The organism is Pseudomonas sp. AC193, from assembly GCF_979258075.1.
This window is the reverse complement of sequence record NZ_OZ409832.1, coordinates 2,630,613-2,651,773: the sequence shown is the minus strand read 5'-3', so window position 1 is coordinate 2,651,773 and position 21,161 is coordinate 2,630,613. Positions and strand designations below refer to the sequence as shown.

17 protein-coding genes and 1 pseudogene are annotated in these 21,161 nt (G+C 58.7%); 7 read left to right on the top strand and 11 right to left on the bottom strand.

The annotated features are described in order from the left end of the window. The first annotated feature begins 232 nt into the window (after positions 1-232). On the top strand, positions 233-4,126 hold the full coding sequence (locus ACZZ0D_RS11895; RefSeq protein ID WP_463553334.1) for an autotransporter outer membrane beta-barrel domain-containing protein: 3,894 nt from the start codon (positions 233-235) through the stop codon (positions 4,124-4,126). A gap of 210 nt (positions 4,127-4,336) precedes the next feature. On the opposite strand, the gene ACZZ0D_RS11890 is transcribed toward ACZZ0D_RS11895, so the two are convergent. The 3 genes from ACZZ0D_RS11890 to ACZZ0D_RS11880 form a co-directional block, all read right to left on the bottom strand. Then, positions 4,337-5,608 carry a delta-60 repeat domain-containing protein gene (locus tag ACZZ0D_RS11890; RefSeq protein ID WP_463553333.1) on the bottom strand — a complete coding sequence of 424 codons (1,272 nt, stop codon included), beginning with the start codon at positions 5,606-5,608 and terminating at the stop codon, positions 4,337-4,339. A gap of 128 nt (positions 5,609-5,736) precedes the next feature. After that, positions 5,737-7,011, bottom strand: coding sequence for an NHL repeat-containing protein (locus ACZZ0D_RS11885; RefSeq protein WP_463553332.1), 1,275 nt, complete (start codon positions 7,009-7,011; stop codon positions 5,737-5,739). Between the two features lie 359 nt (positions 7,012-7,370). Beyond that, positions 7,371-7,769 (bottom strand): hypothetical protein, encoded by a 399-nt coding sequence (locus ACZZ0D_RS11880; RefSeq protein WP_463553331.1) that lies wholly within the window; start codon positions 7,767-7,769, stop codon positions 7,371-7,373. A gap of 291 nt (positions 7,770-8,060) precedes the next feature. Between ACZZ0D_RS11880 and ACZZ0D_RS11875 the strand changes: the two genes are divergently transcribed. Both ACZZ0D_RS11875 and ACZZ0D_RS11870 read left to right on the top strand, forming a co-directional pair. After that, a complete protein-coding gene (locus tag ACZZ0D_RS11875) occupies positions 8,061-8,483 on the top strand; it encodes a MerR family transcriptional regulator (RefSeq protein WP_053119751.1) in 423 nt (140 codons plus the stop codon). Positions 8,484-8,572: 89 nt separating this feature from the next. Then, positions 8,573-9,805 carry an NADH:flavin oxidoreductase/NADH oxidase family protein gene (locus tag ACZZ0D_RS11870; protein WP_463553330.1) on the top strand — a complete coding sequence of 411 codons (1,233 nt, stop codon included), beginning with the start codon at positions 8,573-8,575 and terminating at the stop codon, positions 9,803-9,805. Here ACZZ0D_RS11870 and ACZZ0D_RS11865 read toward each other — a convergent pair whose 3' ends face one another. Next, complete coding sequence (locus ACZZ0D_RS11865) at positions 9,806-10,249, bottom strand: PaaI family thioesterase (RefSeq protein ID WP_053119755.1); 444 nt, start codon at positions 10,247-10,249, stop codon at positions 9,806-9,808. It abuts the gene before it with no gap. A gap of 182 nt (positions 10,250-10,431) precedes the next feature. Here ACZZ0D_RS11865 and ACZZ0D_RS11860 point away from each other — a divergent pair, with 182 nt between their 5' ends. Next, complete coding sequence (locus ACZZ0D_RS11860) at positions 10,432-11,559, top strand: saccharopine dehydrogenase family protein (RefSeq protein WP_463553329.1); 1,128 nt, start codon at positions 10,432-10,434, stop codon at positions 11,557-11,559. Here ACZZ0D_RS11860 and ACZZ0D_RS11855 read toward each other — a convergent pair. Then, complete coding sequence (locus tag ACZZ0D_RS11855; protein ID WP_463553328.1) at positions 11,543-12,004, bottom strand: thiol-disulfide oxidoreductase DCC family protein; 462 nt, start codon at positions 12,002-12,004, stop codon at positions 11,543-11,545. The genes ACZZ0D_RS11860 and ACZZ0D_RS11855 overlap by 17 nt on opposite strands. 219 nt (positions 12,005-12,223) lie before the next feature. Here ACZZ0D_RS11855 and ACZZ0D_RS11850 point away from each other — a divergent pair, with 219 nt between their 5' ends. After that, positions 12,224-13,036: a carbon-nitrogen hydrolase family protein gene (locus ACZZ0D_RS11850; RefSeq protein ID WP_463553327.1), complete on the top strand. Its 813-nt coding sequence runs from the start codon at positions 12,224-12,226 to the stop codon at positions 13,034-13,036. Positions 13,037-13,106: 70 nt separating this feature from the next. Continuing rightward, positions 13,107-14,207: a polyamine ABC transporter substrate-binding protein gene (locus ACZZ0D_RS11845; RefSeq protein ID WP_463553326.1), complete on the top strand. Its 1,101-nt coding sequence runs from the start codon at positions 13,107-13,109 to the stop codon at positions 14,205-14,207. A gap of 40 nt (positions 14,208-14,247) precedes the next feature. On the opposite strand, the gene ACZZ0D_RS11840 is transcribed toward ACZZ0D_RS11845, so the two are convergent. Continuing rightward, positions 14,248-15,189: an alpha/beta hydrolase gene (locus ACZZ0D_RS11840; protein ID WP_463553325.1), complete on the bottom strand. Its 942-nt coding sequence runs from the start codon at positions 15,187-15,189 to the stop codon at positions 14,248-14,250. 92 nt (positions 15,190-15,281) lie between these two features. Beyond that, on the bottom strand, positions 15,282-15,719 hold the full coding sequence (gene tspO / locus ACZZ0D_RS11835; RefSeq protein ID WP_463553324.1) for a tryptophan-rich sensory protein TspO: 438 nt from the start codon (positions 15,717-15,719) through the stop codon (positions 15,282-15,284). A 161-nt stretch (positions 15,720-15,880) separates the two neighbouring features. Here tspO and ACZZ0D_RS11830 point away from each other — a divergent pair, with 161 nt between their 5' ends. Continuing rightward, positions 15,881-16,066 carry a hypothetical protein gene (locus ACZZ0D_RS11830; RefSeq protein ID WP_053119766.1) on the top strand — a complete coding sequence of 62 codons (186 nt, stop codon included), beginning with the start codon at positions 15,881-15,883 and terminating at the stop codon, positions 16,064-16,066. 27 nt (positions 16,067-16,093) lie between these two features. Here the strand turns inward: ACZZ0D_RS11830 and ACZZ0D_RS11825 are convergent, their stop codons facing one another. From ACZZ0D_RS11825 to ACZZ0D_RS11810, 4 genes and pseudogenes are all read right to left on the bottom strand, one after another. Further along, positions 16,094-17,953, bottom strand: coding sequence for an ABC transporter ATP-binding protein (locus tag ACZZ0D_RS11825; protein ID WP_463553323.1), 1,860 nt, complete (start codon positions 17,951-17,953; stop codon positions 16,094-16,096). Positions 17,954-18,093: 140 nt separating this feature from the next. Further along, positions 18,094-18,600 carry a peptide-methionine (S)-S-oxide reductase MsrA gene (gene msrA / locus ACZZ0D_RS11820; protein WP_053119771.1) on the bottom strand — a complete coding sequence of 169 codons (507 nt, stop codon included), beginning with the start codon at positions 18,598-18,600 and terminating at the stop codon, positions 18,094-18,096. A gap of 106 nt (positions 18,601-18,706) precedes the next feature. Further along, positions 18,707-19,914: pseudogene (gene chrA / locus ACZZ0D_RS11815) on the bottom strand (chromate efflux transporter). 371 nt (positions 19,915-20,285) lie between these two features. Beyond that, positions 20,286-21,140: an NUDIX domain-containing protein gene (locus tag ACZZ0D_RS11810; protein ID WP_463553322.1), complete on the bottom strand. Its 855-nt coding sequence runs from the start codon at positions 21,138-21,140 to the stop codon at positions 20,286-20,288. Positions 21,141-21,161 lie beyond the last annotated feature (21 nt).

Here is a 21,161-nt window from a genome sequence, read left to right as displayed (position 1 = left end):
CACGGCTGTCTTCCAGCAAAGACAGATTACGGCGGCGCTGGCGGGCAAATATTGCTGTGGATCAAAAACTCAGCTGAATGGATAAAGCCGTGCAGAAACACTGCGCAGGCCACGGGTTTTCCGCCATCTTTCGAAATAGCTACTAAGGTTTAAAGCTGTATTCACCACGCAAGACTCCGGTGGTGCCGTCAGTCGCCTGCCACGGGGGAAAACGCTGGACAAGGAGGTTTTCATGCAAAGCGCTTGTGTGCATCCATTCAGCGGGCATGCCCCGCACTTTCTTCGCAGTGCCTTGCTGGTCGCCATGGCCAATGCCCTGACCCTGACCGATGCTTACGCCGCCTGTGGGCCGCTGGCTGCTGGCGCCTATAACGTCTCGCAAACCTGCACGCCGGCTGCCGGTATCGACGCCACGATCAGCACGCAAGCGGGCACGAGCATCACCACCACGGCTGGCTCCTCGGTGCTCGTTCGCGGCAACAACAGCAACTCGGCGCTCAGCCTCAGCGGCACGACCGTCAACAGCACACCACCGACCGCCGCCAACGCAGTGTTTTCCAATGTCATCGGCACGACCGGCAACGCGACGCTGACCGTCGACGGCGGCACCAACACCGTCAACATCGGCGGCAGCGGCCTCGATGCGCTGGCGATCACCAATGCCGGCGCGGGTTCTTCGACGGTCACGGTGACGTCCGGCACCACCCTGAACATCCTCAACACGGTCGTCGGCAACGAGCATGACGGCATCGACGTCAACGGCAGCGGCGGCGGGGCGATCAATGTCAGCCACCAGGGCAATGGGCAGATCACCCTGCTGGGCGGTAACGGAATCTGGACGAAGGCCACGGGCAGCGGCGACAACAACGTCAACGTCGGTGCCGGGGTGAACATTCTGGTGAACAACGATGATGCGCTGTCGGCCGGTCTGCCGATCATCGACGACACCTTGCCGACCGCTGGCGTCGGCAACCACGCCGGGGTGCATACCCGCGCGATCAACGGCAACACCACCGTGGTGAATGCGGCCAGTGTTCAGGGACTGGGCATGAACGCCTTCGGCATCTTCACTGAAGGCGGCGCTGGCAACACGCTTTTGAGCAACAGTGGCACGATCAACACCGACGGCCTCAACGGCTTCGGCATTCGTGCGATTTCGACCGTTGGCAGTATCAATGTCGTCAACAACGGCGCCATCACTACCACTGGCGGCGGTGGCCACGGGATTTACGCCAACGACAATACTGGTGGGCTAGGTTCGATCAGTATCGAAAACAATGCGCCGATCAACGTCGGCAACATCGCCAGTAATGTCGGTGCGCGGGCGATCTATATCATCAAGCGCGGTACCGGCGATGTCACCGTCACGGGCAGTGGCGATCTCACCGTGCTCGGCGCGCAGAGCACCAATCGCGCTTACGGCATCATCGTCAGCGCCGAACAGAATAATGTGCTGATCGATTACTCCGGCAACATCACCGCCAGCGGTTTCGGCGCGGGCGGCATTCGGGTGGATTCCACGGGAGGCAACGTCCGGGTCAACTATGCCGGCGATCGCATCGAGACGTTCAACAGCAATGCCAACGGTATTTACGCTTCCACGCAAGCGCCAACGGGCACGGTCGACATCAGTGCCAGCGGCACGATCATCACGCACTCCGACGCGGGGACGGGCGACGGCAGTGGCATTGGCTCATTTGGTTTGCAGGCGCTGACGCTGGGCGGAAATGTCAGCGCGGTGTTCACCGGCACGCTGATTGACGTCAACGGGGCTGGCGCGGCGATTCTTGCCGGTAGCGCGTTCAACGGCGGCACGGGCGCGGGCACGGTGAATATCAGCAATAGCGGGCAACTGATCGCTCGCGGTGATCAGCAGCGTGGCATCCGCACGTTGTCCGGCGATGGTACGCAAACCATCGTCAACACCGGCTCGATTCAAACGCAGGGCGCCAGCAACAGTCAGGGGATTCTGGCTGAAGCGTCGGGTGCGGCGAATGTTTCGGTCACGAATAGCGGAGCGATCACCTCGCGAGGGACGAATTCATCGGGTATCGCCGCGTTGACCGAGGGCGGCGTTGCCAACGTCAGCAACAGCGCAACGATTCAGGGGGGCTGGGCCGACAGCAGCGGTATCGCCTTGGGTGGTGCGACGCAATCGCTGAACAACACAGGCGTCATCGGTGCGCTCAGCGATGTCGCTGTGCGTGGTGATGCGACCACGCCCGGCACGACGTTTACCCTCGACAACATTGGGCAGATGACCGGCTCGGTGAACGCTGTGAGTGTGGCGAGCACGGTGGCCAACAGCGGCACCTGGACGCTGCGCAATTTTACCGATTCAACCGGCAGCGGCACGCGGGACACGTGGGGAGTGGCGGCCAGCAACCTCGGTACTTCGGGCGCCAACAGTATCGACAACAGCGGCGTGATCCGTCTGGCAGAGCAACCGGCGAGCGGTATCGTCAATTTCAATAGCAGTGGTGCGTATCTGCCGTTTGGGCAGACGTTCAACACGCCGACTGCGGGCGGTGCGGTGCAGGGGCAGTTGCTTGGCGTTAATCGCTTCACCAACAGCGGCACCCTCGATCTTCCGGGCGGCGGCAACACCGTCGGTAATGTGCTGCTGATCAGCGGCGCATCCACGCCGGGCACTAACGGTGGCGGGGTGTTCGTCTCCAATGGCGGTCGCTTGCTGCTCAATACCACGCTGAATGCGGGAGGTGCCGACAGTCGTTCTGACATGTTGGTGGTCGACTCGATCGCGACCGGTAGCGGCGGCGCCACCGGGCTTGCGGTGCGCAATGTCGGCGGGCAGGGCGCGGTGACGCAGGGCAACGGTATCGCGGTGGTCGAGGCGCTCAACAACAGCGCCGGAGCCGGTGATGCCAATGCGTTTCGCCTGGCCAGCCGCGTGGTCGCCGGGCCGTATGAGTATCGCCTGCAGCAGGGCGGCGATGATGGCAGTGCGCGCAACAGCTGGTTTCTGCGTTCCGATGCGCCCGTGCCGGATGGGCCGCCAGAGCCGCCTGCGCCTCCGACGCCTCCAGATCCGGATCCAACGCCCGATCCCGACCCGACGCCAGACCCCGATCCAACACCTGCACCTTCACCTGCCCCGGTGCCCAACTATCGCCCGGAAGTTTCTCTGTACGGTGCGGTACCCGCATTGGCGCTGGTTTACGGGCGGACGATGGTCGACACCCTGCACGAGCGCGTGGGCGAAGAACGCCTGAACGCCGGCGATCCACTGCCCAAAGAAGATGAATCGACGACGACACCGTCCATGGGCTGGGGCCGGGTGATTTATCGCAGCGGCAAGCAGGATGGCGATCGCAAAAACGCCCTGGGCAACACGCCTGAATACAACTATGACCTGACGGCGTTTCAGGTCGGCACTGACCTTTATCGCAAGGTCAGAACTGACGGCAGTCATGAGCAGGCCGGTATCTCGCTGTCGGCGGGCACCATCGACGCGGGCGTCAGCCATTACACCCGTCGCAACGCCGGGGAAGACACCTTGCGTGCTTATGGTTTGGGCGCCTACTGGACGCACTTCGGCCCGTCCGGTTGGTATCTGGATGGCGTGTTCCAGGTCAATCGCTTCGACGTCGAAGCCAAACCGAGCAACCTGCCGAAACTGAAAACCCGGGGCTGGGGCTACACCGCTTCGCTGGAGAACGGCTACCCGTATGAGTTCGACAAAAACTGGTACATCGAACCGCAATTGCAGGCGATCTACAGCTACGTCGACCTCGATAGCAGCGACGACGCCGGCGCAAAAATCCGCTTCCGCGACGTCGACTCACTGATCGGCCGTGCCGGTGTGCGCATCGCCAAGGATTGGGACACCGAAGGCGTCGATAAAAGCGCACGACGCACCAATGCGTGGATTCGGCCGAGTGTCTGGCATGAATTCAAAGGGCAGCCGAAGACCGAGTTTTCTTCGGAGACGGGTTACATCCCGTTCGAGTCGGATATTCAGGGCACGTGGGGCGAGGTGAATGTCGGGGTGGATTATCAGGCGAATCGGCGCACGACGTTTACCGCTTCGGCGGGGTATCGCCAAGGGTTTGATGGCGACAGTCATGGGTACGACGCGATGCTGGGGTTCAAGATTAATTTTTAGCGTACACCCACTGTGGGAGCGGGCTTGCTCGCGAAAGCGGTCGTCCTGCAACAATGATGCTGAATGTTCTATCGCCTTCGCGGGCAAGCCCGGCTCCCACAGGGTGCCACGTCGTTCACAAAATCCGGCTACACCACATAACTGTGGGAGCAGAGCTTGCTCGCGAAGAGGCCAACCCCGACCTCGGATGCGAAAATCAGCCTGTGATCTTCAGACGTGATAGCGAAGGATGACGCCGCTTGTTTGTGGCAGCGCAGCCGCAGCGCAAATAAGAATTTTTCCATCACCTTGCAGCTCTATAGCCCTTGCCGATTGGCCATTCTGGCCGATGGGCGTTGTGGTCCAACCTTGGCCGTCATTAAACGATTGGTCGAACGATCCATCACTCTGCAAGCGCGCCACGGCGATGATTGACTCGCCTTTGGGCCAGTAGTCGCCGACAAGCACGATGCTACCGTTGGGCTGCTGTCGGGCGCCTGACCAGTAGGTATCAGCATTATCCAGGCGGATCAGTAATGGCTTTGCGCCGTTGAACTGAATATTCGGTTTGCCGTCGGGTTCGAGGCTCTCGAGCAGGCCGGAATATTGTGCGCCGTCGTTGGCATAGCCTAATCCCAATACCCGTTTGTTCACTTGTCTGATCGCGCCAACTACAGTGGAGTACTCGGCGGTGGTTTCGGTCACCACGAAACCATTGTCACCGAATGAAGGGTCAAGACTGCCATTGCGTTTATAACGAACGAACAACGGTGCCGTCGTCGTCCCCGATTTCAAGAGGCCGCAAGCCACAGCGTTGCCATTTTCATCAATCAGAGCGCCGTGCAGCACAATATTGTCTGGGGGATGATCTGGATGTATGACCTCTACGTACCCTTTTCCATTGAACGTCAGTTCAGGATCGCCGCTGTTATTGAGCATAAACACATATGAGCTGATTGGAGTGTCTGACTGTCGGTAGGTAAAGCTGATCAGGATCTGACCGTTTCGCGTGCTGGACGTGTGGCTGTGCACCGAATCGGGTTCATTGGAGCGGCCTTCCGGGACTTCGTTGGCAGGCGTTGATGGATTTTCAAGGACGAGGTGCCCGTTCACTCCATAGCTTTTATCAAGCACGCCGTTCGGCAGAAACCGGGCCATGGCTGGAGATGAGTGGGTAGCCCCGATCAAAAGGATGTTTCCCTGAGCAAGCAGGGCAATTGACTCGCCCCTTGAATCCACTGAAATGCCGAACTTTCCCGTGACAATTCCTGAGTTACCGAAAGCATCGTCCAGGCCGCCATCTTCAAGTAGTCGGCCAAGAACATAGGGTCGGTCAGAGCCGCCTTTGCGCGCTTTTCCGGTGAAGTAAATGGTCTTGTCGGTCGGGTCGGCCAGCAACCCCAGGATTGTTGTTTCCTGATACGTTGCCAGATCGAGCGTAAACATTCCCTTGTCGGCGAAGCTGGTATCCACAGTCCCTGCGTTATTGGCTTTAACATCCATGACAGCACCCTTGAAAGTAAACAACGTGATTCTGGATTGAATACTCTTGCGTGCACCAAACCTACTGCCAGACCTGACAGTAGGTTTGGTCAGTAAGCGAGAGTAAGACTGCGTACGCCCGCGTGTTCTTAGCCGAGATAACGAAGGATAATCGCACGCAAATTTGTCTCACGGTAAAAGCCGCATACGAGGATTTTCCCATCATCCTGCAGCGCTACATTTTTCGCCGATGTGTGATTCAGGCCAATGGAAGTCACGACCCAGCCTTGACCATTATTAAACGTCGGATCGAATGCGCCATTGCTTTGCAAACGTGCCAGCGCAATGGTTGGTTTGCCCGATGCCGTTGAGTTGCCGGTGACGACAAGGCTGCCATTGGGCTGCTTTAACGCGCTGATCCATTGCGTATCGGAATCATTGAGGCGAGTCAGCAGAGGCTGGCCCCTGTTGAACTGAATGTTGGCTTCGCCATTCCATTCATGGCTGATCATTAAGCCGGAATAGTCGAAACCGCTTCTCGAATAACCGATTGCCAAAATTCGCCTGTTTCCCTGTTTGGCTAACGCATCGACCAAGGCATATTCGGCTTGAGTGTCCACAACCAAGTAGCCGTTTTCACCGTATGAGGATTCAATGCTTCCATCCTTTTTGTAACGGACGAATAACGATGCCTGGAAGTCTGCGGATTTCAGGCTTGCGCAAGCCACCACGCTGCCATCTTCATCGATCAGGCAACCGTGCAACCGGATTTTTTCAGGCGAATGGTCTGGATGTTTTACCAGCACACTGCCTGTTTGGTTGAACGACCGATCGAGTTCGCCGTTGATGTCGAGCATGAAAAGATACGAGCGGGTTGGATTGCCTGATTGGTGGTAGGTAAAACTGATCAGGATCCGGCCGTCTTGCAGGGCGGCTGTGTTGCTCTCCGCAGATTCTGCTTCGCCGGCGCTCTCTTCCGCGCTCAAAGGTGCGCCAGGCGACGGATTGGCCAGGATAAGGTGGCCGTTCACGCCGTAGCTTGTGTCGAGCGAGCCATCGGGGTGGAAACGGGCGAGGGCAGGCGAAGAGTTGATGGCGCCGATCAAAAGGATTTTGTCTTGGGCAATCAAGGCAATGGAATTTCCTTTGGACTCCGCAGCATTACTGAACTTGCCCATGGCGATTCCTTCGGTCGCGAACGTTTCGTCCAGATTGCCGTCCGGAAGCAGGCGACCGAGAACATACGGCCGATCGGAAATGCCATTTCGCCCCTGTCCTGCGAAATAAATGTTTCGGGTGGCAGAGTCGATCAGCGTCCCGGAGATGATTGTCTCTTGATAGGGCGGAGGCAGCGTTAACTCAAACATTCCATTATTGCCGAAGCTTGTATCCAGCTCGCCTGGGTTATTGGTTTGAGCATTCATCTGTGCACCTCAAAGTGATCGGCTAGTGCTTGATTGAATACTCATGTTTGGGCGATATCTACTGTCAGACCTGACAGTGGATTTTTGTTGGAAAGTGGCGTAAGCACGGGTATTTGGTTTTAGTAGCCAAAGGCTGCGCTCGCTTTTGTAGGAGCCGAGCCTGCTCGCGAAGCGGTGTGTCTGCCACGGAGGTGTCGAGCCTGCCGCCGTCATCGCGGGCAAGCCCGGCTCCCGCAGGGAGCTGCGTCGTACACCCATTTCCTTGCACACTCCTACAGGTGCCTCTGTCGAACATAAGTCTCTACGCACACCCATCGCCATGTCGCCTGCTCTACTCTTTGGAAAGACATTTGATGCAACTAAATTGTAAGGTGTCTGATTGCCATCCCACGAGGATCCGCGCCTGCTGTTCTGTCAAATATAAATTCAACTTCTATGATGGCCGTCGTCGCGTTACTTATATTAAGTTTTACATTTCGGGCATACGGTCTCCAGTTTCCATCCTGAATCATGCTATCAAGAGAATCGGTGGTGATAGTTGCACCATTGCCACCTGTTACTTTGAAATTGATATTGGCTTTGTTCCCCCCTGTATGACCACCTTTGTTGATTCGGTACTCAAGTGTATCAACAGTAAATTCGGGGCCGATCCTACGGTAGCGCAACTTCAAGTCGCCTGAGAAACCATGAACAGAAACATTCATTGTTTCTACATGCCAATCATATTTGGCTTCTGTTTTTTTAATTTCAGTTGACATTATTTACTTCCTTGTGTGGCAGGGGAGGTGATTTGTTGGTCATGAATAATTTTTCGAAATCCACCCTGTCACTGTCATAAATTACAGTTTTTTAGAACGGTTACTCATAGCCTTTATCGTGAAACGAAAGCGTGAAAAAGTTCGCTGCATCAGACTCGCGCGGCAAACTGCAGGAGCCAATTTCGGGCCCGCGAGAGCGATTTGAGCAGGGCCACAACCTTTCAGCCCTTGGCCACAAAACCGCCAAAGGTTTAAAGTGCCCTTCAAGGTCAAACGCTGCTCGGGTGAAACATGAAAATCGGTGAACTGGCAAAAATCAGCGGTCTGGCGACGTCGCGCATCCGCTTCTACGAGGCGAGCGGGCTGATCAAGTCCGTTGCGCGCAAGGCCAACGGCTATCGGGATTACGCGCCGGAAACCGAGTGGATTTTGCAGATCATCACCGGTGCGCAGGCGGCGGGGTTTTCGCTGGATGAAGTTCGCCAGCTGCTGCCGACAGGGGCAGATGACTGGCGCCCAGAAGAAATGCTCGTGGGGCTCAAGCGCAAGGTTGCGGAAATCGAAGTGCTTCAGCAGCGGCTGGCGCACAACAAAGCGCAATTGCTACAGGTGATCGAAGGCATCGAGAGCAAGCCAGAAAATGTTGGCTGCGCGGACAATGCGCAGCTATTACTCAAGCGCATGCGCAAGGACGCGGTTGAGTCTTCCCGTTAACGCCTGATGTTTGATCGACACCAAAAAAGCGGTTGACCTTCAAGTTGACTTCAATCTTATGGTGATCCCACGTTAAACGAGGATTGCCCATGAACGTGTTCGACAGCCTGTTACTTCCCAACGGCTCCACCGTCAAAAACCGCATCGCCAAAGCCGCCATGGAAGAGAACATGGCCGACGCCGATCAGGCGCCTTCAACCGAACTCATGCGTCTCTACCAAGCCTGGGCCGACGGCGGCGCTGGTCTGATCATCACCGGCAATGTGATGGTCGACGGCCGTGCGATGACCGGGCCGGGTGGCGTGGTGTTGCAGGACGAACAGCAACTGGCCAAGTTCAAGCGCTGGGCGCAGATAGGTCGATCCGGTGGCGCGCAGTTCTGGTTGCAGATCAACCATCCGGGCCGACAGATGCAGGCCAACCTCGGGCAGAAAACCTGGGCACCGTCAGCGGTTGCGCTGGAACTGGGCAGCCTGTCCAAACACTTCGCTACGCCCCATGCGATGACGCCGGAAGTGATTGCCGACGTGATTCAGCGTTTCGCCACTACCGCACGGCTCGGTGAGCAGGCCGGGTTTACTGGCGTAGAAATTCACGCCGCGCACGGCTATTTGCTCAGCCAGTTCCTTTCGCCGTTGACCAATCAGCGCACAGACGAATGGGGTGGTTCGCTGGAAAACCGCGCGCGACTGTTAGTCGAGATCGTCAAAGCCGTGCGCGCTGTGGTGGCGCCAGCCTACTCCGTCGCGGTGAAACTCAATTCTGCCGATTTCCAGCGCGGCGGCTTCAGTGCCGAGGACGCGCGGCAAGTGGTGACATTGCTCAACGAGCTGGGCGTGGGCCTGGTCGAGTTGTCCGGTGGCAGTTACGAAGCGCCGGCGATGCAGGGCGACGCACGTGATGGTCGCACCTTGGCGCGCGAAGCGTATTTCGTCGAATTCGCCCGCGACATTCAGACCGTCGCCAAGATGCCGGTGATGGTCACTGGTGGCGTCCGTCGTCGTCCGATTGCCGAGATGGTCGTGCAGAGTGGCGTGGACATGGTCGGCATCGGCACAGCTTTGGCCATCGACCCCAACCTGCCGCGTGACTGGTTGCAGGGCAAAGACAGCGCGCCCGAATTGCCGGCGATTACCTGGAAGAACAAGGCCATGGCCTCGCTGGCCAACATGGCGGTGGTCAAGTTCCAGCTGCGTAAACTCAGCCAGAACCGAACCCCCGATCCGAAGGTGTCGCCTTTGCGCGCGTTGATTCAGCAGCAGATTGCCAATGCCTTGCGCACTCGGCAGTACCGCAAATGGGTGGCGGCACGGGCGCTGTGATCAGCCCTTGTACGGCAGATTGCGCATGGTCACCAGCGCCGTGGCGCAAAGCGTTTCCTTGCCATCCTTGACGGCAAACAGATCAGCCGCCGCCACGGTGGTGTTGTTCGACGCATTGATCACCCGCCCTCGGGCGAGCAGTTTTTCGCCGTCGGCCGGGGCGATCAACTTGACCGTAAAATCCGTGGTCATGTTGATCCAGCCCGGCGGCAGCAAGGTGCCCGCCGCCGAACCGCCGGCAAAGTCCGCCAGCGCGCCAATGATTCCGCCCTGGAAAAAGCCGTTGTGCTGAGTGAGTTCTTTGCGCGTCGGCTGCTCGATTTCGCAGTGACCGGGTTTGAGGTAGTTGAAGTGAAAACCCAGCAGTTTCGCCGCCGGCATGCTGAGCACAGCGGCAGGCACGTGCTTGTCGTAATCGGGGTTGCTGGCGGTGAAATCTTCCATGGTATTGATCCTTGTCGTGACATGAGTCACTGGGTATAGCGGCTCAGCGGCAGAAACCAAGGTTTCTGCGGGTTAATAAGGCTTTTGAATATCCTTCGATAACGCGATGCGGTGGGTTACGCCGATTGCTTGGCGCTATATTCTGCCTGCCTGTGAGATCCACTGACTTAGGGAAGAATTGAATGCCGCTCAGGGTGATGGTGGTCGGTGGTTACGGTAATTTTGGCAGCATCGTGTGCCGGCATTTGGCGGTGATGCCGGGCATCGAGCTGCTGCTATCGGGGCGTGATCCGCGCCAGTTGCAATGTAAGGTCGATGAGCTGAATCGAGCGGCCGCCAACAACGTTGAAGGATGGTGCGGTGATGCCATGGGCGCCGGATTTCAGTCCGCGCTGAAAACGCTGAATATCCAATGGGTCGTGCACACCGGCGGGCCGTTTCAGGGGCAATCCTATGCGGTCGCCGAAAACTGCATTGCTGCGGGAGTGAATTATTGCGACCTGGCCGACTGCCGAACCTTCGTCAATGGCATCGACGTGCTTGATGCCCGAGCGAAGCAGGCGGGCGTGGCGATTCTCAGTGGTTGCAGCTCGGTGCCGACGTTGTCGTCGGCGATCATCGATCAGCAGCGTGATCGTTTTAGCCGTATCGACTTGATTGAACTTGGCGTGTCTGCCTCGGCAAAAATGCCCGGCCTGTCGACGATTGCAGGCGTGCTCGCCTATGCCGGCAAACCGATCAAACAACTTAAAAACGGCCAAGTGCATGAAGTGTCGGGCTGGCAGGATTTAACTCTGCGCAAGCTGCCGCCGCTCGGCACGAGGTTACTGGCCAACGTCGACGTGCCCGACATGGATATTTTCGCCGCTCGCTACGGTGCGCAGACGTTGCGTTTCAAAGCAGGCGCCGGACTCAAGCTCGCGGGCATCGCCAACTGGCTGTTGGCGCAAGCCGTTAAAACCGGTCTGATTCGCGATCATGTTCGGTGGGCCGCAAGGCTGCATCGTTTGGGCACTGTGTTCGAACGTTTCGGCGATGGCAAAAGCGCGATGTACATCGACGTTGAGGGCATTGGCGTCGACGGCGAGCCGTTGTTGATGACCGCCCAATTGACCGCTCTGAATGAAAAAGGTCAAGAAATCCCCGGCTGTGCTGCCGTGGCCCTCATGAGCAAAATGGCTCAAGGTTATGTGCCGCAGCCCGGCGCCCGGCCTTGCGTGGGTGAAATCAGCGTCGATGAATACCTCGCCGCGATCAACGAACCGGACAACCTGAGCCTCTCCGTACAGTGGCTCAGCCTTCCGAGGTAGAGGCTTTGAGGAAACGCCGTTCGTGATCGGCACTGGGCAACAGGCAGGTGTCGTACTTGCCGAACAGTCGATAGCGATTGCGCGCGATGCGGTCGTAGGCCCAATCGCGCAACGCACGCGGGAAGATGCGCAACAGCCTTAGCGGTTGCCAGCGCCCGGGCAATTGGCTGATGACTTCGAAAAAGGCCTCCGAACGCTCCCAGTAATGCCGGTCACGAATCACCGCCATGGTGTCGAACTGATCAATCGGCAAACCCGCCCATGCCAGCAGCGCCTGACCCTCGGGCGATTGCACCGCCGCCAGCCGCACGCGGCGTTGCTGATCATGACGAATCAAGAAACGCGCCCAGCCGTTGCACAGTTTGCACACGCCATCGAACAGCACCACGGTTTCACCGGGTTGCAGCAATGGCGCGGGGGTAGGGCGGGTTTCTGTGGCAGGCATAGGGGCTGATTCTTGGCAGAGGGGCACGTCGGATCATAGCCGGGTGTTGGGTGAATCAAAAGATCGCAGCCTTCGGCAGCTCCTACTTGGATCGGCATCTAACCCTTTGGGGGTACTCCCTCAGCGTGATAGGAAGTTTCGCCACGATCCGCATACTGGTCGCACCTTTGACAAAGCCTTGCTTCCTGGCCAGGACGCTATATTCCGAAAGGTCTGACAATGAAACTAGAACTCGTACAGCTGGCAGGACGCGATGGCGACGCCGCGCACAATCTGCAACTCATTCTGCAAACGATCGCCGACTGCCAGCCGGGCACCGACATCGTGGTGTTTCCCGAGGCGTACCTCACCGGTTTTCTCGGCCATGACAACATTGCCCGACTCGCTGAAAACCTCAGCGGGCCAAACGTGCAGACGATTTGCACCGCCGCCCGCGAACGCGATATCGCGGTGGTCGTTGGCCTGATCGAACGCGACGGCGAGCGCCTCTACAACACCACGCTGTTCATCACCCCAGAAGGCATCGCCCTGAGTTATCGCAAAACCCATCTATGGGTTGGCGAGCCTGAACTGGTGTTGCCCGGCGACCGCTTCGCCACCGTGCAATGGCGGGGCGTGCGCATCGGTTTGTTGATTTGCTACGACATCGAATTCCCGGAAAGCGCTTGCGCACTGGCCGCGCTCGGCGCCGAACTGATCCTGATCACCGACGGCAACATGCAGCCCTACGGCCACGTTCACCACACCGCCGTGGCCGCCCGAGCTCAGGAAAATCAGCTGTTCGCCGCCATGGTCAACCGCGTCGGCGAAGGCGTTGGCGAAGTGTTTGCCGGTGGCAGCACCGTCGTCGATCCATTCGGTCAGCGTCTGTTTGAAGCCGGCGCGGAGGAATGCCGGCATGTCATCGAACTGGACATGACGCGCATCGCCCCGGCCCGCGCGCTCTACGACTATCGCGCCGAGAAACGTTTGAAACTCGCCGCTGACATCACCGAACACCCGGACGGTCGCCGCGAGCTGCTGATCCCCTGAACCTCGCGCTATCCATAACAACAATGTCGCGGCGAACGGCCAAGCGCTGGCCGATTCCCCAGGAGCTCCTATGAAACTCAAGCGTTTGCTGCACCTTGGCGTGTTCACCGTTTGCGGCTTGGTGGCGGCCGTCAGTTCGGCGCAGGGCCCCACTGTGAACTTCTACAACTGGTACGACTTCATCGCGCCGGAAGCGCCAAAAGACTTCGAGAAAGAGACCGGCACACCGATGCTGCTCGACACCTTCGACAGCGCCGATGTCATGCAAAGCAAGTTGATGGTCGGCCGCAGCGGCTACGACGTCGCTGTGGTGACCAATAGCGCGTTGCCCAACCTGATCAAGGCCGGCGTCTTGAAGGAACTCGACAACAGCCAGTTGAGCAATCGCACGAACCTCGATCCGGACATTCTCGCCAAAGTCGCGCAAAACGATCCCGGCAATCGCTATTCGATCCCGTATCTGTGGGGCACCACGGGGATTGGTTATGACGTCGATCAGGTGAAGAAAATCTTCGGTGACGAGACGCCAGCGGATTCCTGGGATCTGATCTTCAAGGAAGAAAACATCAAGAAGCTCAGCCAGTGCGGCGTGGCGATGCTCGACTCGCCGAGCGAGATCATCCCGATCACCTTGCACTACCTCGGCTTGCCGCCGGACAGCACCAACCCCGCCGACTACGAAAAAGCCGAAGCGCTGCTGCTGAAAATCCGCCCGTACATCACCTATTTCGACTCGTCACGCTTCATCACCGATCTGGCCAACGGCAACATCTGCGCGGTGGTTGCTTGGTCGGGCGGCGTGTACGACGCGAAAACCAGCGCCGAGCGGGCGAAGAATGGCCGACAACTGGCCTATCGCATTCCGCGCGAAGGCTCGTCGGTGTGGATTGAAAACCTGGTGATGCTGAAGGATGCGCCGCACCCGGAGCAGGGCATGCAATTCATCAATTACATGCTGCGCCCCGAGGTCATTGCGAAAAGCACGAACTACCTGAGCTACCCCAACGGCAACAAAACGGCGCTGGCCTTCGTCAATGAGAACCTGCGGAACAATCCGGACATCTATCCGCCGGCCGCGACACTGGCGACGCTGTTTCCTTCACAGCCATTGCCGCTGAAGATCGAACGGGTGCGTACGCGGGTGTGGAGCAAAGTTAAAAGCGGCACTTAAGGCTCGTCATGTGGTGAGGGAGCAGACTCCCTCACCACCGTTACTGTGTTGTCCTTTGAGTCGCGGTATGGTTGGCGATGCCCTCTACATCGGCGGCGCTATCCGCGATCCGCGCCCTGATCCACTCACGACTGTACGCCAGCACACTCTGCGCAAACGCTGTCGGAAAGTGAATGAAACCGTGCGGCGAGGATGGGAGCAGGTACACCTCGACCGGCGCCGATTTGATCCAGCGTTCAGCGATGTCGAGCGTGTCGTCACGCAGAGGATCCAGTTCACCGGCAAACAGCAACGCCGGCGGCATGCCGCTGAAATCGCCGTAGAGCGGTGAAAGTGGCGGCTGACGCCGTTGCTCATCGGTCATGTCCGGCGTCAGCATGCGCAGCGCTTCAACCATCCCCGGCCCGTCCAGCACCAGCGTATCTGCCCGCGCATTGCGCACACTCGGCGTTCCCGTCAGGTCATAAACGCCGTAGTACAACAGCGCCCCGCAGATTCGTTGCAGCAATGGCGGTGACTGTTTCAGTGCCAGCAAAGTCGCTGCCGCCAGATGACCGCCCGCCGATTCGCCGACGACGATAACCGGCAGGTCGGCAAACTCGTCCTCATTGAGCAACCAGCGTGCGGCATTTAGACAGTCCTCGAGCAGGCCTTCAATCGGCGTCGACACGGCCAGACGATAATCGACCGACACCACCGCGACGTCGCAGGTGTTGACCATGGCGATGTTGAAGTTGTCGTTCATCTGCGCGTTGCCGATGACCCAACCGCCGCCATGAAAATCCAGCACCACACCTTTCGGCTGGCCTTTGGGGCGGATGATCCGAACCGGCACCGCGGCGCTGCCACTGCTAATCATTCTTCGCTCAGCCGTCAGGCCGTGCTGACGCAATTGCTTCGCGCCGCCACCCACCTGACTGACCCGCAACAACGCCTGAATCAGCCTCGGCGTAAGCCGATTACGAATGCGGAAGCGCGGCAACCAGGCGAGTTTTTAATTGAAGGCGCGCACCTCCGCTAACTCCCGCTCGCCCTGCAGCCACGGTGCTTTTCGGGTCGACCTGAACCCGCCCATCAACGGTTACGCAGAATGGAGAAATTCAGCGCCGCCGCCACGCACAACCACACGAGGTACGGAAACAGGATCAAACCAGTGATCACATCCAGCCGCAGCGCCATCACCACCATTACCGCCACCACCAGCCACAGCAGCACCAGAATCACCATCGCCGCCAACACCTGATGCGCGCCAAAGAACACCGGCGTCCACAGCGTATTCAGCGCGATCTGCGCCGCCCACAACGCCAAAACCACCTGACTGCCAGGAATCAGCGTCAAGCGATAACCGGCCCAGGCCAGCAACAGATAAATCACCGTCCAGGCCAGCGGAAATGCCCAGTTGGGCGGGGTGAAACGCGGTTTGTTCAGCGACGCATACCATTCGCCCGGTTTGAAAATCACGCCGGTGGTTGCCGCCGCCGCGCAGGCCAGAAGAAAAATGAACAGAGTCATCGCCAGTCCTTAGCTGTGATCAGCTGGTTAGGGGAGGAGGGCCGAGTTGGCCGTGTTAGAGAGAAGACGCCTGGCGTGGCGAAAAGTTTGGAATTGTCTGCGGTTCAAGCACTGGCGGGTCAGCTACGCTCAGCGCAGCAGCGAATTTTGGCGAGGATAAAATGGACTTCATCCTGGATTTGATAGCTCACCGCATCGGCGTGTTTGTGCTGAGATTGCTCAGCGGTGGCCGCTTCAAGGGCGAGAGTGGATTTGCGTGGGGCTGGGCGGTGGCGGTGGGCGGGGTGATTCTGATCGCGCCATTCGTGGCGTTTATCGCGTTGCTCATTCATTACAGTGGCCCGTAGCGTTTGTCGGCTACGGGTCATTTGTACTTAATCCTGATCCATCGCCTCGGCAATCCCTTGATCCTCACCGAGGAACCCGCCGCTCTGATGGTGCCAAAGCCGTGCATAAATGCCGTTTTTGGCGAGCAGTTCGGTGTGGGTGCCTTGTTCGATGATGCGCCCGTCGTCCATGACGATCAGTCGATCCATCGCCGCAATGGTCGACAGTCGGTGGGCAATGGCGATGACGGTTTTGCCTTCCATCATTTTGTCGAGGCTTTCCTGAATGGCCACTTCGACTTCCGAGTCCAGCGCGCTGGTGGCTTCGTCGAGGAGCAGGATCGGCGCGTTCTTGAGCATCACTCGGGCAATCGCTACGCGTTGACGCTGGCCGCCAGACAGCTTGATGCCACGCTCACCGACCAGGGTGTCGTAGCCGCTGTGACCCTGGCGATCGCTCAGTTGACTGATGAACTCATCGGCCTGCGCGTTGGCGGCGGCAGTGCGAACTTGCGCATCGGTGGCATCGGGGCGGCCATAGGCGATGTTGTCGCGAATCGAGCGGTGCAGCAGGGATGTGTCCTGCGTGACCATGCCGATGGCGCTGCGCAGGCTGTCCTGCGTGACGTGCGCGATGTCTTGGCCGTCGATGCGGATCTGGCCTTTGTCGACATCATAGAAGCGCAGCAGCAAGTTGATCAGCGTGGATTTACCGGCGCCGGAGCGACCGACCAGACCGATTTTTTCGCCCGGACGAATGTTCAGGCTCAGGCCATCGAGCACTTGGCGTTCGCCGTTGTAGTTGAAGCTGACGTTGTCGAACGTGACCGCGCCGCCGGAGGTGACCAAACCCTTCGCGTCCTGCGCATCCTGCACTTTCGGGCTGCGCGTGAAAGTGGCCATGCCGTCCTGCACGGTGCCGATGCTTTCGAACAACGCGGTCATCTGCCACATGATCCAGTGCGACATGCCGTTGATGCGCAAGGCCATGGCGATGATCGCCGCCACGGCACCGGTGCCGATTTCGCCCAAGTGCCACAACCACAGCGCATAGCCGCCGGCGCTCATGATCAGGCCGACGACCAATGCCTGGTTGACGATCTCGAACTGGCTGACCAGGCGCATCTGACGAAAACCGGTCTGCTTGAAATCTTCCATCGCCGCGCGCGCGAAGTGCGCTTCACGGTTGGAGTGGGAGAACAGTTTTACCGTGGTGATGTTGGTGTAGGCGTCGGAAATACGGCCGGTCATCGACGAGCGTGCATGTGCCTGTTCCTGGCCGACTTTGCCCAGACGCGGGACGAAATAGACCATGGCCAGGCCAAACAAGGCAATCCAGCCAACGAACGGCAGCATCAGTTTCAGCGCAAACCCGCCGGCCAGCGCGATGATCGCGATGAAATAAACGCCGATGCCGGGAAGAATTTCGATCAGCGTGAACAGCACGTCACGCACGGCCAACGCGGTCTGCATGACCTTGGTGGTGACCCGGCCGGAGAACTCATCGGAAAAGAACGAAAGGCTCTGCCGCAGCATCAGCCGGTGGAAATCCCAACGCAGGCGCAGCGGCAAATTGATCGCCAGAATCTGGTGCTGCACCATCGTGCGCAGCGCGACCAGGCCAATGCTCGCCACCATGACGATGCCCATGCCCCACAACACGCGGGTTTCTTGCGCACCGGCATCGCCCCCAGCCTTCCAGGTCGAGAGCAGATCGACGACCTGACCGAGGAACGAAAACAGCCACGCTTCGTAGATCGACACCGCGGCACTGAGCAGCGCAAACAGCAGGATATAGCCGCGCGCGCCGCGTGTGCAGGCCCAAAGGAACCGCGCCAGACCTGCGGGTGGTGGCGGTACTTCGTCTGGCGGGAAGGGGTCGAGTCTTTTTTCAAAAGCGCGAAGCATGGTGGTTTCCGAAACGATAAAGATGAGGGCGATTTTGCCACTTTAAGACTGCATCAGGGTCGGAAGCCGTCATTTACCGATGACTGATTTCGACCCCGACGCAGTGTGGCGTCTAATGGATATGCCCGTTGCGCTGACCCTCAGGCGCGCTTTGGCAGTTTCCAGTTCGGCCGGATGAAGTGGCAGGTGTAGCCATTCGGGATACGTTCGAGGTAATCCTGATGCTCAGGTTCCGCCTCCCAGAATGGCCCCGCTGGTTCGATTTCAGTAACGACGCGGCCCGGCCACAGTTTTGATGCGTCGACATCGGCAGCGGTGTCTTCGGCAGTGTCGCGTTGCGCTTCGCTGAGGTAATAGATCGCCGAACGATAGCTCGGGCCGAGGTCGTTACCCTGACGGTTCGGCGTGCTCGGGTCGTGGATCTGGAAGAAAAATTCAAGAATCTGCCGATAGCTGATCACCGCCGGATCGAAGATGATCTCGATGGCTTCGGCGTGGTTGCCGTGATTGCGGTAAGTGGCGTTCGGCACGTCGCCGCCGGTGTAACCGACCCGCGTTTGCAACACGCCCGGATAACGCCGCAGCAGATCCTGCATGCCCCAGAAGCAGCCGCCGGCGAGAAGGGCAGTTTCGGTTTGAGTGGTCATGTCAGTGCTTCCTCTTGAGGGCATTGGTGTCTGCGTAGTTATGAGGGCGGGTTGGCGGATTCCAAGGAAAAAGGCACGGATTAGTTTTCCGTTCTTTCGACGGCGCTCACATAGTGGTGCTCATCAACCCGCCGACAACACCGCTGCCGATCACGACAAGCCATGCTGGAAGCCGCCAAAACATCAACGCGATCGGGCTGCCAGCGCCAGTCCGAAGTCTTCAAGCGTGAAAATGGCGTTCGTCCAGACGGGGTCGTACAGCGCCGTCAACAGCAAGCCGACCACCGCCGCATTGATCCCGGCAAGCGCAGCCCGCGTGCGCACGCTGCGTCGCAAGCGCTCCCAAAAAGGCAAAACCCCTGCGATCAATAAAAAGGACGGGACGAAGATCGCCAGCAAGCAAAGCAGGCCGCCTGTCCAGCCGGAAGGTGTCTGGTTCATCGACGCTCCCAGAAACGCTGCGAACGTAAACAATGGGCCTGGAACCGCCTGAGCAGCCCCATAACCCGCAAGAAAGGTTTCATTACTGACCCAGCCGGGCGGCACCACCTCGGCTTGCAGTAGCGGCAAAACCACATGCCCGCCGCCGAATACCAGAGAGCCTGTGCGGTAGAAGGCGTCGATCATTGCCACGCTTCTGTCAGCGGTCAGTCCGGCTAACAGTGGCAGGCCCAGCAGCAGTGCAAAAAACAGCGACAGCCAGATTGCGCCGGACTTGCGGCTGATCGGAATTGGCAGTGAATCGTGCGCATCACTTGGCCCGGGTTTGCACAGCAACACACCGGCAAGTCCGGCAGTGACGATCACGCTGATCTGTCCCCACGCAGACGGTTCAAGCAGGGCGCCACACGCAGCAATAACCATGAGAGCAATGCGCATGAGATCAGTGCAGAGGTTTTTCGCCATGCCCCAGACGGCTTGAGCAACGACCGCGACAGCGACCACTTTGAGGCCGTGAAGGGCGCCGGGCCCAAGCGCGTCGGCATAACGGGAAACACCCAAGGCGAACACAATCAGAAGAACGGCCGACGGCAACGTGAAGCCGGCCCACGCCGCCAGCGCTCCGCGATAGCCAGCGCGGGACATGCCCAACGCGATGCCCACCTGACTACTGGCCGGTCCGGGCAGAAACTGGCAGAGCGCTACCAGATCGGCATAACTGCGTTCACTCAGCCAGTGTCGTTTTGTGACGAACTCATGGTGGAAGTAACCCAGATGCGCGATGGGGCCCCCGAATGAGGTCAAGCCGAGGCGCAAGAAGATTACAAACACCGACCAGGCACTGCTGCGCGTTTCGTTAGGGGATTGGGCCATTAATACGGTTACTCAGCAGGGTGCCCAGAACTTTGTTCAATGGTGTCTTCCTTGAGTGGAGCGTTTTCAGATGTTGTGAGGATGAACGGGCGGGCCCCTTCGCGAGCAAGCCCGCTCCCACAGGGGTTCTGTGTCGGGCTCAAAATCCGCGTTTGACGCAGAGGTTACTCAGCAGGGTGCCCAGAGCTTTTTTCAATGGTGTCTTCCTTGAGTGGAGCGTTTTCAGATGTTGTGAGGATGAACGGGCGGGCCCCTTCGCGAGCAAGTCCGCTTCCACAGGGGTTCTGTGTCGGGCTCAAAATCCGCGTTTGACGCAGATCCCCTGTGGGAGCGGGCTTGCTCGCGAAGAGGCCGGCCGCGCCACCACAAACCTACCGTTTACCAACCGGTATCTCGTCGAGGGCGCGATAAATCGGCAGCCTCAGTTGCACAGCCAGTTCTTCGATCAGATCGGCGCTCCCGGCGGTACCACCAACACGCAAAACCCCATCGCAGCGCTGCAACAGCGTCTTCGCATAGTCGCGATAAACCCCATCCCCCAACCCCGCCGACGCCACCAACGGAAAATGCCCCGCCTTCAGCAATTCACTGCCAGTAGCCAACGCCACCCGATCATCAGAACCGCAAACCACAATCGTCAACGCATCCGAGCTCGGCATCACTTGCTTGAGGTACTGCAAAAGCATGATGGTCTTGCCATCCATGATCCGCCCGTCATCAACCATCGCCAGTGCTTCGGCAAACGGCAACTCCAGTACCTCGATGTCTTCGCCTTCCTCGGCCAGACCACCGCCATCGCTGATGCGATCCTGCGGCTGATACTCACCGACAAAAAAATGCAGGCGTTCAGTCACCGAGCCGGGGCTCATGAACGCTTCGTAGACCTTGCGCACCGATTGCACGCGATAGCCGGTTTCTTCTTCGGCTTCAAGGCGCACGCGCTCTTCAGGGCTGGCGTCATCCAGCAAACCGGCAGCGGTTTCGATCAGGTAGCCGTCATGGCCGTTGACGAACGTCGGGATGCGGAACTGACGGATGAGAATGACGGTGCGCTTAGCCAAATTATAGAGACCGATCGTGGCACCATTGCCGCGATCGTAGACCTCGCGGGTGAGTGCCTGCCAACTGCCGTCACGGCGTTGCAGTTCGAAATCGATTTTCTTCAGGATGTACCAGTTGTCCGAGAGCAGATGCTGGGCGACGATGCGCACATTGCGGTGATTCATGAACAAGCAGCCTTGCTGGAA

Coding starts and splice junctions, on each gene's coding strand:
- ACZZ0D_RS11895 (WP_463553334.1), top strand. CDS start 233: ATGCAAAGCGCTTGTGTGCATCCATTCAGCGGGCATGCCCCGCACTTT.
- ACZZ0D_RS11890 (WP_463553333.1), bottom strand. CDS start 5,608: ATGGATGTTAAAGCCAATAACGCAGGGACTGTGGATACCAGCTTCGCC.
- ACZZ0D_RS11885 (WP_463553332.1), bottom strand. CDS start 7,011: ATGAATGCTCAAACCAATAACCCAGGCGAGCTGGATACAAGCTTCGGC.
- ACZZ0D_RS11880 (WP_463553331.1), bottom strand. CDS start 7,769: ATGTCAACTGAAATTAAAAAAACAGAAGCCAAATATGATTGGCATGTA.
- ACZZ0D_RS11875 (WP_053119751.1), top strand. CDS start 8,061: ATGAAAATCGGTGAACTGGCAAAAATCAGCGGTCTGGCGACGTCGCGC.
- ACZZ0D_RS11870 (WP_463553330.1), top strand. CDS start 8,573: ATGAACGTGTTCGACAGCCTGTTACTTCCCAACGGCTCCACCGTCAAA.
- ACZZ0D_RS11865 (WP_053119755.1), bottom strand. CDS start 10,249: ATGGAAGATTTCACCGCCAGCAACCCCGATTACGACAAGCACGTGCCT.
- ACZZ0D_RS11860 (WP_463553329.1), top strand. CDS start 10,432: ATGCCGCTCAGGGTGATGGTGGTCGGTGGTTACGGTAATTTTGGCAGC.
- ACZZ0D_RS11855 (WP_463553328.1), bottom strand. CDS start 12,004: ATGCCTGCCACAGAAACCCGCCCTACCCCCGCGCCATTGCTGCAACCC.
- ACZZ0D_RS11850 (WP_463553327.1), top strand. CDS start 12,224: ATGAAACTAGAACTCGTACAGCTGGCAGGACGCGATGGCGACGCCGCG.
- ACZZ0D_RS11845 (WP_463553326.1), top strand. CDS start 13,107: ATGAAACTCAAGCGTTTGCTGCACCTTGGCGTGTTCACCGTTTGCGGC.
- tspO (WP_463553324.1), bottom strand. CDS start 15,719: ATGACTCTGTTCATTTTTCTTCTGGCCTGCGCGGCGGCGGCAACCACC.
- ACZZ0D_RS11830 (WP_053119766.1), top strand. CDS start 15,881: ATGGACTTCATCCTGGATTTGATAGCTCACCGCATCGGCGTGTTTGTG.
- ACZZ0D_RS11825 (WP_463553323.1), bottom strand. CDS start 17,953: ATGCTTCGCGCTTTTGAAAAAAGACTCGACCCCTTCCCGCCAGACGAA.
- msrA (WP_053119771.1), bottom strand. CDS start 18,600: ATGACCACTCAAACCGAAACTGCCCTTCTCGCCGGCGGCTGCTTCTGG.
- ACZZ0D_RS11810 (WP_463553322.1), bottom strand. CDS start 21,140: ATGAATCACCGCAATGTGCGCATCGTCGCCCAGCATCTGCTCTCGGAC.